The sequence below is a fragment of the Leptolyngbya sp. KIOST-1 genome (assembly GCF_000763385.1).
GTDB lineage: Bacteria > Cyanobacteriota > Cyanobacteriia > Phormidesmidales > Phormidesmidaceae > Nodosilinea.
Map to the genome: position 1 here is coordinate 1,269,454 of NZ_JQFA01000004.1, position 12,846 is coordinate 1,282,299.

A 12,846-nucleotide genomic window follows, 5' to 3' on the forward strand; every position below is an offset into this window, starting at 1 on the left:
CAAGGGAAACTTTGCATTTTTCCCTTCTTCACCCCCTCATCATCCTCTTCCCCTCACCGGCCCCCAACTCCCAACTGCGGCGACGGCGTCACCCCTCGAACGGTCAGCGTGTAGGTGACGGCGCTGGTGCCAATGCCCTGCCAACCCGTCACCACGCCATTGCCATCGAGGACAGGCCGGTGCTGGGGCGTGGTCACCGCTGCGTAGTAAATGCCGGTGGCGGGTAGGGTAGCGTCGATCCGCTGGGGTTGAAGGGCTGAGCCCGTTTGGGCTTCACCCAGCAGTCGGCCCTCGGCATCGAACAAAAACAGCAGGGAGCGATCGTCGGTATAGAGCAGTCCGGGGCGCTGCTGAATGATATCGAGGGCCAGGTTGGGGGTATCGCCGGCGGCCCCCAAAAATGCATAGACATCGACCCAGCGGCTAACGGCCCCCGTGGAGACGCCGCTGCCGCTGCGGGTATTAATGCGCCGAGCCTCGTCTAGCGGCCCCAGGGGAACGTCGGCCCGCACCCCCAGCCCCGCCTGCCAGAAGCCCTCCAGCTGCCGAATTCTCTGGTCGGGCACCAGGGTATCGCTGGTCAGGCCCACCAGGTTGGCCACCGCCCGCTCCAGCTGCAGGGGTCGACCGCTATAGCCCGGAACGCCAAATCCCTCCAGCACGGGCTGACAGGCGGGGACATCGGTCACCACCGCCCGCTCCTGGCGCAGCCGCTGCAGCTGACGGCGCAGGATCACCAGTTCGGCCTGGGTCTTAACCGGCACACCGGGCGCCTGGGTGAGATCTCCGGCCCGAGCGATCGCAGTGTCCCAGTCGTTCAGGCACACCGCCAGCTGCAGCGACGTTTGCAGTATGGCGGTGGATTGGGCCGGTACGGGTATAGCGGCAACCAGCGCCAGCCCCAGGGCAACGGGCAGAGCATCCCAAATTCGACGGCCCGCAGATAGGCCTATCCATGAGCGAACATCCATTGCCGTTGCCTCCTCAAGGGTGCGTGTACCCGCTGGTATCACTGTACCCACAAGTCTACCGAGGCTCGCCCATAGTGGGCCAAAAAGTCTTGGCGGCCGGTTTCCTGCTGCCGCTGCCAGGCCCACAGCTGATCCCCCAGGGAGAAATGCCACCACTCGTTGGGGTGGCGACAAAACCCGGCTGCGGCCATCACCTGGTTTAGCAGCGTGCGGTGGGCGTGGAACCGCTGCTCAATAGCGACAGAGCTGGCGGCAAAGTGGTCGGGGTGCGATCGCGGCGACACCTCGTCAATGGGGGACCCCATATTCACCGCTGCTCCGCTGGCGTCCACCAGAGTGACATCCAGGGCCGCCCCGGTGCTGTGGGGTGGGGGAGTGGCCGGGTCATCGCTGGGCACCGCCCAGAACTGAATCACCTCCGCCATCACCGCCTCGCGCTGGACCGTTGTCAGCGCTTCGGCCCTCCAGCCCCGAGCCTGCACCTGCTCTCCATAGGTGCGATCGACCATGAACTGCTGCACCGCCAGGGGCCGAAAGGCGTCAAACACCTGAATTTTCCAGCCCGGCTGCCGCTGCTGGAGCCGGGCTTGGGCCTGGAGCAGGGCCGCCAGTACCCCCGAGCGCAGGCAGTAGGGCGATTGATCCCCATAGGGGGCGCCCAGCACCTGGTAGGGATGGGGCTGCACCAGGGCAACGCGATCGCTCGGAATCGGCACCATCGGTTCGCCACAATCGCGGATCAAAATAGCTTGGTAAGGTTTCATCACGAGTTCTAGTTAGCCATGATCGGGACCAACGCGATCGCGCAACGGTCCAGCCCACTGGGGATTAAAACAGATTTCTGGACGCAGACACAGTGGCCCCTTGGCAATGCGCTGTGCCCCAGGACGGGTGGCAGCTTTTGTTTGGCCGTCTAAGCGCCAGTCTTACGTCACCCTGGTAACTATCCTGATGGTTGAGCGCTGATTTTGAAGTATTGGTAAACCAAGGTCGATCTGGCTCGCAAGCCAGATCGACCCCTCCATTTTAGGGAAACTTGTAGTGGTCGATAAACGTTCAGCCGCTCGTAATGCTGTGGTTGTTTTTGCCTGGTGGGTCATGGTTCTAGCTGTGGGAGTCGGCTCCTGGGGCTGGTGGTTAGCTGCCCTTGCCGCTCCTCCGTCAGCCGTAGTCATGGCCGGATTGCTGGTGGCCTACAGCCTGGGAGTAGGCTGGGGCAGCGTGGTGCCAGCCAGTGCTGGGGTCTCTGTTGCGATCGCCCTGGTGGTCACCTTTGATATCTTTCCTTCGTTTTGGCCTGATAACCTGCCCTACAAGTACTGGGCCTATACGGTGCTGGCACTGTGGGCCTTCAGCGTGGCCCTGGTATGTCTGTTAGCCCGGGTTGGGCATAGGCTGCAGCAGAGTAAGTCCCCCTATCGTCGAACTGGGCAGATCACGGTAACGGTCGGTTTGCTGCTCATGCTGTGGATAGGAACTCGGATATACCAGAGCCAGGGACTGAGTTAAATACCTGGCTGCGGGATCCGTAGCCAGCCGAACAGTTCACAGCACAGCTTTTAACTACCCAACGGAGTTCGAGCAATTTAATGAGATCCTATTGGCACAACCTGCGGCGATTAACCCTCAAAAAGATAGGGGCTCTCATTACGCCTTCGCAGACGCAGCAACCTTCGCCCCACCCAGCTACCTACCTGGCTCAGCTGCATCCCGAGATCCAGGCCAGTCTTAGCCCTCAGCAGCGAGCAGACATCGAACGGGTGATCGCCCTCGCCATTCCTAAGCCAGCCCCCAAACTGGTCGATCTGCGGTTTGCCATCGACCTGGTGGTTAGCCGCTTTTTTGTCGTGCTTATGGTGGGCAAAGACCGCCGTCGCGCCCAACGGGAGCGACCGGTTACGCGGATGACTCAGCTTGGCAACTGGGCTATGGCGGTCGTGCTGCTACTCGGGTTTAACCTGGCCATCAGCACCAGCATTTTAATGCTGGCCTACCTCATCAAATCGGCCCTTGGCATTGATCTACTCCCCGGTCACTTTCGCGGCTTTGGCAACTAAACGCTCCAGAGCCGGTCACAGCGGAACTGCAGATGGGCTCAAAACCGCTCTAGTACGTAGTCCAAAAAGACCGCCGCCCCTGGCGACAGGCACTTGCCCTTGAGGTGCGCCAGGTGCCACTGCTTCCGCAGGGAAAATTCTGCCACCGGCAAAATAGCCAGGTCAGTGTCAAGGTCCTGGGGCGACAAACTCGACGCGGGCAGCACCGCAATCCCCAAGCCAGCCCGGATACTGGCCTTAATCGCCTCAGTGCTGCTCAGCTCCAGGCGTCTGCGCACCTTGATCGACTGAGCCGCAAAAAACGCTTCCAGCAGCTGACGGCTGGCTGTTCCCGGCTCATTTAAAATCCAGGATTCCTGGGCCAGCTGCTGCGGAGTCACCGCCGCCTGCCCTGCCAGGGGGTGCTGACAGTGGGCTACAATGTGCAGCGGCACGTCCATACAGGGAAATACCTCAACTCCGTTGAGCGCCGGGGGCAGGCCAAAGAGGTAGATATCGTCTTCATTGTTTTGCAGACGCTCCAGCAGCTGATCGTGGTTGCCCACGTGCATCGATAGCTCCAGGCCAGGGTAGCGGTCTAGAAACGGCTTGAGCTGCTGCACCAGAGCTGTTTTGCCGCTTTCCACCGTGGCAATTCTTATCGTTCCCAACTCCAGATCCTGTAAAGCGACCAGGGTCTCATCTAGGGTGGACAGCTGACTCAAAACCTGGCGGCAGGTGGCCAACAGGGCATCCCCTGCCTTGGTCAGGTAAAGCTTTTTACTCACCATCTCCACCAGGGGGAGGCCAATGATCTTAGACAGCTGCTTGACCTGAATCGAAACCGTTGGCTGGGTTAAGTACAGCTCTTCGGCCGCTCTGGTATAACTGCCGTGGCGAGCAACCGCTTCAAAAACTTCCATCTGGTGAAGGGTGATGCCCTTCATGCTGGGCGACTGCTGAACCATCGCAGGTAAGGCGGTAGAAATACTCACCGAGTTTAGCAACAAAAATGTTGTTAAAGCAAGGGGGAAGGTGGCAGGGGGTGGGGAGCGATCGCGGGAACAGTGACCATAGGCCAGCCCAAACTCCTTCCCTCAACCCCAAATGCCCCTACCCCCAGCGTGCCCACTCCGCTGAGATCCAAAATCCAGAATCTAAATTCCAAAATCCCCTACGTTGTCACCATCCCATGCTCCAGGGCAAACCGCACCAGTTCCGTGCGGCTGTTGGTGCCGGTTTTGCTGAACAAACGGCTGACGTACTTCTCCACATTGCGGACGCTGGTATCGAGGCGGCTGGCGATTTCTTTATTCATCAGCCCTTCGGCCACCAGATCCAGCACGCTTTGCTCGCGGGGGGTGAGGTCGATGCGAATGTCGGAGGCGACCTTGGCAATGCCGCCCTTCTGGCTCAGCATGGCTTTGATCTCTTCGATCTGGCGGGCCATGACGGCGATATCGGGAATATCGCCCGCCTCTGGGGTTTGGGCGGCGCGACGACCGATCAGGTTGCTGACCACCGCCACCAGTTCCTCAGGGTCGAACGGTTTAGAAAGGTAGGCATCGCAGCCTGAGTTGTAGCCCTGAATGCGATCGCTGGTCATGCCCCTAGCGGTCAAAAACAGCACCGGCAGGCCCTTGAAGCGAATGTCGTCGCGCACCTGGGCCAGAAAGGCGTAGCCATCGACCTGGGGCATCATTATGTCGGAGATCAGCACGTCGGGGATTTCCTGCTGGAGCAGGTCCCAGCCTTCCTTGGCATTGCTGGCCGCCCGCACGGTAAAGCCGCTGTCCTCCAGGTAGGCCTGCACCGCCTCCCGTAGACCGGGCTCGTCGTCTACCAGTAGAATATTTCCGGCTTGATCAGACATAACACTGTCCCAGATGACCTATTTACTGCTCACTTTAACTTGTAATTGAGAAGCCGGAAGCGATTCAGCCCCAGAAGCGAGCCAGAGGGGATATCCCATGCAAAATCTGCTGTTTTATCTGGGCTTCGCCACCCTGATGGCCCACGAACTCGACGCCATGACCCAGGCCGAGTGGCGACTGCTGTTTGTGCTGCGCCGTCTGCCCGAGGCTACCGCCGAAACCGCCTTTGTGCTGGTGCACATTCCCCTGGTGGCGGGGCTGCTGTGGCTGACGAACCATGAAGCCCCAGGAGTCAAGCACTGGTCCAGAATTGCGATCGCAGCCTTCCTCGCCATTCACGCTGGCCTGCACAAGCGGCTCGACCACCATCCCCTCTACAGCTTCGACTCGGCTCTCTCCATGGGTTTAATCTACGGCGGCGGGGTGCTTGGCTTGCTCTACCTGGGGGCGGTTTTTGTCAGCCGTTCAAGGCAGTCCGTGCCAGCTCAGAATGAGGTGTAGGCATCTGTTTGGGCACGGGGGGAACGCTGAGGTCCTCTGGCTAACCCCGCCCTCGTTCCGCCAACCCACAATCTCCGATCGACTACCATTGAAGATAAATCCCCTCCGGGCCAAAGCTGGCCTGGGTTAGCGATCGCAGGAGCGTTGATATGGACGGGCCATTTCCCCAGGGCATGCACAGAAGCGAGTTGCTCAACCGGCTGGCCATCAACCTCGACACCGCCGAGGAGTTTGGCCCCATTGCCGAAGTGTGGGTCAACAGCCGCACCCACCAGGTGCAGGGCATTGGCTGTAGTGCCGGGGGCCTGCTCCAGCGCCAGAGTCGGCGGTTTCTGTGGTCTCAGATTGGCTCCATTGGGCGCGATGGCGTGGTAGTCAAAGCGGGGGCGCAGATTGAAACCATCGACGAGCACCTGCAAGACTGCCTGCCCCTGGGCGTGGTCGAGCTGTGGTCAGACCACGGCGATCGCGTGGGTCAGCTCACCGACTATCGCTTCGACCCGGCCACCGGCAACATTCTGCAATACCTGTTTATGCCAGAGGAGACCAGTGGGCTGGCCCCTGGCCTCTATGCCCTCGACCCGGTAGTGGTGATCAGCACCGGTCGCCGCCGCATGATGGCCGAGGAGGGTGCCCTGCGTTCGGCGCCTCTGATTCAGGCAGGGGTACCACGCCCCCCAGAGCCCCCGGCCCCGCGATCGCCCTTTGAGCGCATCCCCCTCGATCGCCTGCCCCTTGACCGGGTGCCCGACCCGCGCCAGGGCTGGGACGCGGCGGTTAAGACCACCCGTCAGGCCCAGCAGCAGGTCAGCGATCGACTCCAGGAGCAGCGCCAGAAGCTAGGCACCGAAGCCCAGGAGCGTCGCCACAAGCTCCAGGCCGAGGCCCAGGACAGGCTGGGCGGCCTGCTGGGCAACGTCAAAAAGCGCACCCGCCACCTGCGCAACCAGCTGCGCGAGGCCGTCACCGATGCCACCGCCGGACTGCCTTCGGGGCCAAATCTGCGGGACGATAAAATGCCCACCATCGATGTCGATGCGATGGAGCTGTGGCCGGAGGATGAGTTTCCACCCGAGCGGCCCCCCTACCGCCCCCCAATTCGTCCCGATAGTCGCGACGATCGTAACGACGGTCGTCCCTATCGTCCCTAGGCCGGCTACAGGTCGCGCTGGTAGTCGGCGATCGCCTCCAGCAGATCGCGCTGGCTAGCCGCTGGAATCAGGTCTGCCATCGGCACCGTTTTTTGACCGCCGCCAATGGTGACGGGGGTGCTGGCCAGAATATCGGCCACGGCGGATTCGGTCACCTCATTCTCCGTCACCAGGGGGTAGAGCTTTTCGGCCAGGGCGGTGTGCAGCTTGGCATCGCCCAGGTACAGGTGCCACTTGGCGATATCGAGGTACACCTTGTCGCCAATGGCTGCGGCCAGGGCCTCGATCGCCCGGGCAGTAGATGCTTCAGACATGGCTAGGACTCTCCGTTGGGGTCAGGTTTGGCCGTGGGCGACAGCGGCACGGGGGAATAGTCTGCGATCGCGAAGATATAAACGCCGTGGCCCACCAGCACCGGCAGCCAGGTCAGCGTTACCTTGGCCACCCAGGGCACCCAGGCCGGATTGAGGGTGTGAAAGAACCACAGCCCAGAGTTGACGGCAATAAACGCCGCCACATGCACCGCAAAGTTGATGCGGTCTTCCAGCTTGCGGTAGGCGGGGTCTTCTCGGGTCGGTTTGCGGGGCCAACGGGGCGGCATAGGCCAACTACTGCATTCAAAGCTACACCTCTATTCTAAAGGTGTGGGGGCTAAAGGCGACGCCACCATTCCCCACTGGCCAAGGTAGGCGTAGATAGCCAGGGCCGCCGCCGTCTGCACATTCAGCGACTGTACCACCCCGTACTGGGGAATCGTTACCGCCTGGTCGCAGGCCGCCGCTACAGTCGGGGGAATGCCCGTCAGCTCGCGCCCCAGAACCAGCACCGTCCGCTTTGGGAAGCGCATTTCAGGTAGGGGCATAGCCTGGGGCTGAAGATCGAGGGCGATCGGGGTATAGCCCCGCTGCCGTTGACCATCCAGCCACTGGGGCAGCCTCTCCAGGGCGCATTCCACCAGGGGCTGCCACTGGTGAGTCGCCACCGCCCCCTGGCGAAATTTGCGGTCTTGGGCCAGGGCCAATGTCTTGAGCACCAGAGCTTCCAGCCGAAAGGCTTCGGCAGTGCGGCACAGCATGCCCAGGTTGATCGGGTTTTCGACCAGCGCCGCGCAGACCACCAGGGAGTGGCGGGGCAGGTTGAGGTACTGGCGGCGGGATAGGGGCATGGGTGGGTGAACCACGCACAGGTTCAGGGAAACCGCTAAAAACCCGCCCCACCGAGGCGGGGCGGGTTGAACCAACAGCTAGAGGCTGGGAGAACCTTAGGCGTTCAGCAGCGCAATGTTCGAGAAGACAAACTCCTGCACATCGGTACCGCTGTCGGTGGCGGTTTCAATGGCGCGACGCGAGAGGATGTAGTAGCCGCCAACATCGGTGTACTCGTCCTCAAAGTTGCTCAGCCCACCCTTTTGCTCCCCGGTTTTGGGGTCGTGGTAGACCGAGTCGTAGCGATGGGACAGGTAGCCCGCCCCGGTGTCGTGGCTGCTGTAGGTGTGAATGGTGACCACCACGCCGTGAATGTGGCGGTGCACCATGGAGACTTCGTTGTCCTTGACCTGGTAGCGATCGCCCTCGGCCTTACCCCCCATCAAAATTTCCACTGACCCATCGGCCAGGGTCTCGCCGTAGCTAAAGGTGTTTTGGCCGTGGGAGTCTTCAAATGCGCGCCGAACGCGGTGAATGGAGACCTCGAACAATTGACCGTGCACCGCTTTTTGGGCCGAGTCGTCACTGATGCCGCTGACTTCAGGCTTGAGATCGGCGCTGACTTTGGCCTGGCCGCTGTAGGTTGTGCCGTTGTGGGTAAAGGTGACATCGGCGGTATAGCCTGGGAAGGCCGCATCCCAGGTATAGCGGTTTTCGTAGGCCGCCCGAAAAAAGTCCCGCGCGGCAAGCTGAGTTCCAACCATCAAACCTATCTCCGTTAACTATCAACGGGCAACTGCCGGGAGCCGTTACCCTTGAGCTTCTCTAGCATACCGATTCTAGCCACCTAGCGCCTGCGCTCCACCGGAACGGGCCCCGGCAGATATACGGGGATGTTCAGAGGATTGCTCAAAATGTGATCTGCTTTACAGTCTATTTGAGAGGACTTGCCTATCATGAATATCCCTAAGATTTTGCTATAGCCCAGGTCTTCTGCCGCGACATCACCAATTTGCGTGATTGGGCTGAGTGATTGGGCATCGACGGACTAATTACCAAGCCACTGGCCTCTATTAGCGTCAGCTTTTCTGCTTTTTTCCACAGGCAGCAATTAGGGTGCTGTTTGTTGCGACTAGTGCCCCAATCCCTGCTTGGCAGGGCTTTTGGATGCTGGGCTACAGGAATAACTAGAAAAAATATCGCGTTATCCACAGGTTTTTGGTCGTCTGTGGATAACCTGCAATCCTGACATTGCTGTGCCTACGGTTGCCCCTTCCGCCTGTAGTCATCCACGGCCAAAAACAGGTGGCTGATCTGGGCTGCCGTGGTGAATGGGTTGAGCAGTACCGCTTTCAGCCATCGCTGGCCGCGAAACACCGGCAGCGATAGAAACGTTTGGTGGTACTGAAGCAGATACTGCTGCAGGCCAGCGTTCCACCCGTCCCACTGCTCCGGGGAAAGTTCTGGGGGGCAGCCCCGAAAGCAGACCAGGTTCATATCAGGATCGCTCGCCAACGCCAGGTAGGGGCGCTGGCGCACCTGGGCGACAACGTGATCCGCCAGAGCATAGCTGGCGTCGATCAGGGCGGCGCAACCAGTCTTGCCCAGGTGAGCCAGGGTTAGCCATAGCTTCAGTACGTCGGTGTGGCGGGTGCCCTGCACCGACAGTTCTCCCAGGTTGGTCCAGTCGGCTTCGGTGTTCATGTAGGGGGCCGACACCCGAAAGTGGCTGTGCAGCAGTCCCAGATCGCGAAACAGCACCGAGGCACAGGTTTTGGTGACGTACAGCCATTTTTGCGGGTTGAAGGTGATCGAGTCGGCCTGCTCAATACCCGCCAGGCGGTGACGGTGGGTGGGGGAAAAGGCGATCGCGCCGCCGTAGGCCGCATCCACATGCAGCCACAGACCGTAGGCTCGGGCAATGGCAGCAATCTCGGGCAGCGGGTCAATGGTGCCAGTCACCGTTGTCCCCGCCGTTGCTACCACGGCAAAGGGCCTCTGCCCCTGGGCGATCGCGGCCTGAATTTTGGCCTCCAGGGCCGACACATCCATGCGAGCCCGGTCATCGGTGGGTACCAGCACGACCCCGTTTAGCCCCAGTCCCAGCACCATGCCCGCCTTTTGAATCGAGGTGTGGGCCAGCTCCGAGGCAAAGATCACGGGCGGCGGCTGGTCCGCCAGCCCCTGGTAGAGACAGTCGAGCTGCACATTGCGGGCCACGGTCAGGGCCTGGAGGTTGGCCAGGGTGCCGCCGCTGGTCAATACTCCCCCGGCGGTTTCGCCCAGACCAAACAGCCGGGCAATCTCCGCCAGCAGCTCAGGCTCCAGCCGCGACAGAGCTGGTGACATCTCCACACTCAGCATGTTGTTGTTCAGCGCTGCTGCCACCCAGTCGCCGACGATAGAAGCTGTACTGGGCAGCGGATCCATATGCCCTAGGTAGCCGGGGTGGGCCGGGTTCATCGACTGGGCCATTACCTCACCCACCGCATCGAGCAGGGAGGCGAACGCCATCGGCTGTTCAGGAATACCTTCAAACGGGATGCTATGAACCGTCGGTAGCGGTACCTGATCCCCAGCCCCGGCCAGGTAGTCGAGAATTTGCGCTGCCACCTGCTGCAACAACGCCTCAACGGCTTCACGATTGCGGCCCCACGGATTGACAAAGGCTTCGACAGGGAGAGCGGGTAAATGTGGCATAGACCTCGGTGGGGAATATGGCTTTATTATCTCGCCGATGCGCCTCCACCTGAATTAATGGCACGCCCTAAAACGGCTGAATCAAAATTGGCGACGACAGGTGCTCCTGGGGCGCATCGGCCCGTTCCTGGGTGATGGCCACCGCCTGCACCAGGGCGCGATCGCGGCGGAATACGGCCGGAAGATCAATCGGCTGGCTCACGTTACCCTGCTCATCCACGGTAAACACCGTAGTCAGAATGGCATTTTTTTCATCTACAGTCACCGGGGCATTGGGGTTTACCACCGTCCACAGCACGTACACCGTGCCCGGTTCCAGGGGGGGCAAATTCTCCCCAATCAAAGATCCCTCCAGGGTCTCAGGGTTGATCACCACCTGAGCCTGTCCCAGGGCTGCGTTGTCAGGAGCATCCAGCACAATCGAGATCGGTTCGCCGCTGGGGCGACTGGCCCGTTCTAGCTGGAGCGTGCGCCAGAGCAAGAGGTTGCTGAGGCTTAACCCGGTGATGATGGCCGCCGCCGCTCCCAGGGCCAGATTCCAGGGGCGCGATCGCCCCTCTGGCTCAAGGGCAGCAGGCCCAGGGCGCACTGGAGCTGCCGCCCGTGGGGCTCCTGCGACTCCATCGGCGCGGTCCGCAGCGGCCAGCACCGCTTGCCGCAGGTGGGCCGGCGGGCTGATGCGGTCGCCATCGTAGGCGGCCTCCAGGGCTTGCTGCATCTGGTCAATGTCCTGCTGCAAGCTGGGGTCAGCGGCCAACAGTTGAGCCAGGGTCGCCGATTCCTCAGGGCTGAGGTCGTAGAGCACGTAGCCCGCCAGCAGGGATTGCAGTTGTTCGGGTGAGATAGACCTGCTCATGGTGTTAGTTCCCCCAACGCTCCTGGAGAATTTGCCGCAGCTTCAGCAGGCCTCGGCGAGAATGGGTCTTGACGGTGCCCAGCGGCGTGTCGAGCTGTTCAGCAATGGTTGCCTGCGTCAGACCCTCATAGTAGGCCAGCCGCAGAATTTGCTGCTGACTGGTCGAGAGCTGGGCCAGCGCCGCCCGAATTTCCTCGGTGCTTTCGCTCTGGGTCAGGGCTTCGGTGGGGGTGGGAACCTGGGGTATCGGGCTGGCCCCCAGGCGAGCAATCGAATCGCGGGCAGCCTGACGCGATCGCAGCCGATCGATCGCCCGCGATCGCGTCAGAATAGCCAGATAGGTGCGAAAGGAGCCGCGCTGGGGGTCGTAGGCCGTGGACTGGGTCAACTTGATAAAGATGTCCTGGGTCAGGTCCTCTGCTTCTTCGGCGTTGCCCAACACCTTCAGGGCCACCCCGTAGACCAGCCCCCCGTGGCGATCGTACAGTGGACCCAGGGCCCCGGTATGACCAGCCTTCAGGCCCAGCCACAGATCTGCATCGCTCAGCAGGCTGGCGTCTGTCGAGATCAGCTGTTCAAAATCCATATCCGCCGAAGGCTTAGACAGAAGCTCCACCGTCGCTGTCGCATCGAGACTGCATTGAAGCGAGGGGGTACCACGGGCACGTTCTATACAATGCCATGATTTGTGTCTATTGCTATCTCATCCAGTCACCACTATTGCAATCCCAAAGAACCGCGAACCCTGTCAGCGGCCTTGGTTAAGGAGGGTAGGAAACCCGGTTTGAGGCGTTGCGGCTGGCCCCAAACCGGGTTTTGTAAGGGGTTTTAGGTTAACAATCCCTAAGCTGGCATCAGAATGCCACGCAGCTCACCACCCCGATTGCGAGTGGTGTGCAGATCGACGTACAGCAGGCCATTTTGCAGCGCCTGAATCTGCTCCGGGGTCAGCCTGTAGTCGCCCGTGGCGCTACCGCCCCGGCCGGTGCTGTTCATCGTGACCTCCAGGGCGTACTGGAACGGCCCATTCTCGCTGGGGCTACCCCGGTGGATGTGGAAGGCGGAGGTGATGTTGGGGTTGGGGGGATCGACGGGATCGGTGGCATAGTCCCTCAGGGCGCTGGACAGTTCCCGAAAGCTGCCCCGTACCACCAGGCGATCGCCCGCCAGCGCCGCACCAACAACCCCCCGGGCCTCGGTCATCGGTGCGTTGGGCACTACATTCTGGCTGCTGAGCATGGCTATGTAGGTGACAATGGAGCCCGAAGACGGGCCCTGGGCCAGCAGAGGAGCCGTTGCCGCCGCCAGGTTGGCATCCAGCTGTTGCCCCACCGCAAAGCTCGCTTCAGCGGGGGCAGCCAGGGTCGCCCTGGGAGCCCCCAGGGGCGATTGGGCCACCCCTCGGCTGACCAGCGGAGAGTACAGGAAAAGGACCATCAGGCAGGTGGCCAGGACGATTAAACTATTGCGCCAGTTTTTCCGTGCGGTAAACATTGCTATCCCATCCAAACAAGTTGCTAAATGACTGTCAGTTCCGCCAGGGCAGAACCTACAGGTAGTACGCAAACCCTTGGAATTTGGATGCAGACCGCTGAACGCCCCTGGTATAGCC

Annotated in this window: 16 protein-coding genes; 4 read left to right on the plus strand and 12 right to left on the minus strand. The window is 61.1% G+C overall.

The genetic code is table 11. The features are described from left to right. Positions 1–53: 53 nt before the first annotated feature. Both NF78_RS22665 and NF78_RS22670 read right to left on the minus strand, forming a co-directional pair. Positions 54–971 carry a hypothetical protein gene (locus tag NF78_RS22665; RefSeq protein ID WP_035991856.1) on the minus strand — a complete coding sequence of 306 codons (918 nt, stop codon included), beginning with the start codon at positions 969–971 and terminating at the stop codon, positions 54–56. A gap of 38 nt (positions 972–1,009) precedes the next feature. Continuing rightward, on the minus strand, positions 1,010–1,735 hold the full coding sequence (locus NF78_RS22670) for a M15 family metallopeptidase (protein WP_035991859.1): 726 nt from the start codon (positions 1,733–1,735) through the stop codon (positions 1,010–1,012). Positions 1,736–2,069: 334 nt separating this feature from the next. On the opposite strand from NF78_RS22670, the gene NF78_RS22675 reads away from it, so the two are divergent. Both NF78_RS22675 and NF78_RS22680 read left to right on the plus strand, forming a co-directional pair. Further along, positions 2,070–2,480 (plus strand): hypothetical protein, encoded by a 411-nt coding sequence (locus tag NF78_RS22675; protein WP_156119927.1) that lies wholly within the window; start codon positions 2,070–2,072, stop codon positions 2,478–2,480. A gap of 80 nt (positions 2,481–2,560) precedes the next feature. Then, on the plus strand, positions 2,561–3,028 hold the full coding sequence (locus NF78_RS22680) for a hypothetical protein (protein ID WP_052050851.1): 468 nt from the start codon (positions 2,561–2,563) through the stop codon (positions 3,026–3,028). A 38-nt stretch (positions 3,029–3,066) separates the two neighbouring features. Here NF78_RS22680 and NF78_RS22685 read toward each other — a convergent pair whose 3' ends face one another. Together NF78_RS22685 and NF78_RS22690 are read right to left on the minus strand one after the other, a co-directional pair. Continuing rightward, the gene (locus NF78_RS22685; RefSeq protein ID WP_052050852.1) at positions 3,067–3,975 is read right to left on the minus strand and encodes a LysR family transcriptional regulator; all 909 of its coding nucleotides are present in this window, start codon (positions 3,973–3,975) and stop codon (positions 3,067–3,069) included. Between the two features lie 206 nt (positions 3,976–4,181). After that, positions 4,182–4,880 (minus strand): response regulator transcription factor, encoded by a 699-nt coding sequence (locus NF78_RS22690; protein WP_035991863.1) that lies wholly within the window; start codon positions 4,878–4,880, stop codon positions 4,182–4,184. 97 nt (positions 4,881–4,977) lie between these two features. Between NF78_RS22690 and NF78_RS22695 the strand changes: the two genes are divergently transcribed. Beyond that, on the plus strand, positions 4,978–5,382 hold the full coding sequence (locus tag NF78_RS22695) for a DUF6713 family protein (protein ID WP_035991865.1): 405 nt from the start codon (positions 4,978–4,980) through the stop codon (positions 5,380–5,382). Positions 5,383–5,531: 149 nt separating this feature from the next. Next, positions 5,532–6,533, plus strand: a complete 1,002-nt coding sequence (locus tag NF78_RS22700) for a hypothetical protein (protein WP_035991867.1) — start codon at positions 5,532–5,534, stop codon at positions 6,531–6,533. A gap of 5 nt (positions 6,534–6,538) precedes the next feature. Here NF78_RS22700 and NF78_RS22705 read toward each other — a convergent pair whose 3' ends face one another. The 8 genes from NF78_RS22705 to NF78_RS22740 form a co-directional block, all read right to left on the minus strand. Further along, positions 6,539–6,847, minus strand: a complete 309-nt coding sequence (locus NF78_RS22705) for a DUF3181 family protein (RefSeq protein ID WP_035991870.1) — start codon at positions 6,845–6,847, stop codon at positions 6,539–6,541. A gap of 2 nt (positions 6,848–6,849) precedes the next feature. Next, positions 6,850–7,134, minus strand: coding sequence for a 2TM domain-containing protein (locus NF78_RS22710; RefSeq protein ID WP_035991872.1), 285 nt, complete (start codon positions 7,132–7,134; stop codon positions 6,850–6,852). A 30-nt stretch (positions 7,135–7,164) separates the two neighbouring features. Beyond that, the gene (locus NF78_RS22715) at positions 7,165–7,698 is read right to left on the minus strand and encodes a TrmH family RNA methyltransferase (RefSeq protein WP_035991873.1); all 534 of its coding nucleotides are present in this window, start codon (positions 7,696–7,698) and stop codon (positions 7,165–7,167) included. Between the two features lie 96 nt (positions 7,699–7,794). Beyond that, a complete protein-coding gene (locus tag NF78_RS22720; protein ID WP_035991875.1) occupies positions 7,795–8,442 on the minus strand; it encodes a DUF3386 domain-containing protein in 648 nt (215 codons plus the stop codon). Between the two features lie 496 nt (positions 8,443–8,938). After that, on the minus strand, positions 8,939–10,378 hold the full coding sequence (locus NF78_RS22725) for a pyridoxal phosphate-dependent decarboxylase family protein (protein WP_035991877.1): 1,440 nt from the start codon (positions 10,376–10,378) through the stop codon (positions 8,939–8,941). A 67-nt stretch (positions 10,379–10,445) separates the two neighbouring features. Beyond that, positions 10,446–11,234 carry an anti-sigma factor gene (locus tag NF78_RS22730; RefSeq protein ID WP_035991878.1) on the minus strand — a complete coding sequence of 263 codons (789 nt, stop codon included), beginning with the start codon at positions 11,232–11,234 and terminating at the stop codon, positions 10,446–10,448. A gap of 4 nt (positions 11,235–11,238) precedes the next feature. Beyond that, positions 11,239–11,820 (minus strand): sigma-70 family RNA polymerase sigma factor, encoded by a 582-nt coding sequence (locus tag NF78_RS22735; RefSeq protein ID WP_052050853.1) that lies wholly within the window; start codon positions 11,818–11,820, stop codon positions 11,239–11,241. Positions 11,821–12,077: 257 nt separating this feature from the next. Continuing rightward, positions 12,078–12,671: a CHRD domain-containing protein gene (locus NF78_RS22740; RefSeq protein ID WP_225885399.1), complete on the minus strand. Its 594-nt coding sequence runs from the start codon at positions 12,669–12,671 to the stop codon at positions 12,078–12,080. Positions 12,672–12,846: the final 175 nt, after the last annotated feature.

What these genes read in the sequence shown, in the direction of transcription:
- NF78_RS22665 (WP_035991856.1), bottom strand. Translation starts at nt 971, where the DNA reads ATGGATGTTCGCTCATGGATAGGCCTATCTGCGGGCCGTCGAATTTGG.
- NF78_RS22670 (WP_035991859.1), bottom strand. Translation starts at nt 1,735, where the DNA reads ATGAAACCTTACCAAGCTATTTTGATCCGCGATTGTGGCGAACCGATG.
- NF78_RS22675 (WP_156119927.1), top strand. Translation starts at nt 2,070, where the DNA reads ATGGTTCTAGCTGTGGGAGTCGGCTCCTGGGGCTGGTGGTTAGCTGCC.
- NF78_RS22680 (WP_052050851.1), top strand. Translation starts at nt 2,561, where the DNA reads ATGAGATCCTATTGGCACAACCTGCGGCGATTAACCCTCAAAAAGATA.
- NF78_RS22685 (WP_052050852.1), bottom strand. Translation starts at nt 3,975, where the DNA reads ATGGTTCAGCAGTCGCCCAGCATGAAGGGCATCACCCTTCACCAGATG.
- NF78_RS22690 (WP_035991863.1), bottom strand. Translation starts at nt 4,880, where the DNA reads ATGTCTGATCAAGCCGGAAATATTCTACTGGTAGACGACGAGCCCGGT.
- NF78_RS22695 (WP_035991865.1), top strand. Translation starts at nt 4,978, where the DNA reads ATGCAAAATCTGCTGTTTTATCTGGGCTTCGCCACCCTGATGGCCCAC.
- NF78_RS22700 (WP_035991867.1), top strand. Translation starts at nt 5,532, where the DNA reads ATGGACGGGCCATTTCCCCAGGGCATGCACAGAAGCGAGTTGCTCAAC.
- NF78_RS22705 (WP_035991870.1), bottom strand. Translation starts at nt 6,847, where the DNA reads ATGTCTGAAGCATCTACTGCCCGGGCGATCGAGGCCCTGGCCGCAGCC.
- NF78_RS22710 (WP_035991872.1), bottom strand. Translation starts at nt 7,134, where the DNA reads ATGCCGCCCCGTTGGCCCCGCAAACCGACCCGAGAAGACCCCGCCTAC.
- NF78_RS22715 (WP_035991873.1), bottom strand. Translation starts at nt 7,698, where the DNA reads ATGCCCCTATCCCGCCGCCAGTACCTCAACCTGCCCCGCCACTCCCTG.
- NF78_RS22720 (WP_035991875.1), bottom strand. Translation starts at nt 8,442, where the DNA reads ATGGTTGGAACTCAGCTTGCCGCGCGGGACTTTTTTCGGGCGGCCTAC.
- NF78_RS22725 (WP_035991877.1), bottom strand. Translation starts at nt 10,378, where the DNA reads ATGCCACATTTACCCGCTCTCCCTGTCGAAGCCTTTGTCAATCCGTGG.
- NF78_RS22730 (WP_035991878.1), bottom strand. Translation starts at nt 11,234, where the DNA reads ATGAGCAGGTCTATCTCACCCGAACAACTGCAATCCCTGCTGGCGGGC.
- NF78_RS22735 (WP_052050853.1), bottom strand. Translation starts at nt 11,820, where the DNA reads ATGGATTTTGAACAGCTGATCTCGACAGACGCCAGCCTGCTGAGCGAT.
- NF78_RS22740 (WP_225885399.1), bottom strand. Translation starts at nt 12,671, where the DNA reads ATGGTCCTTTTCCTGTACTCTCCGCTGGTCAGCCGAGGGGTGGCCCAA.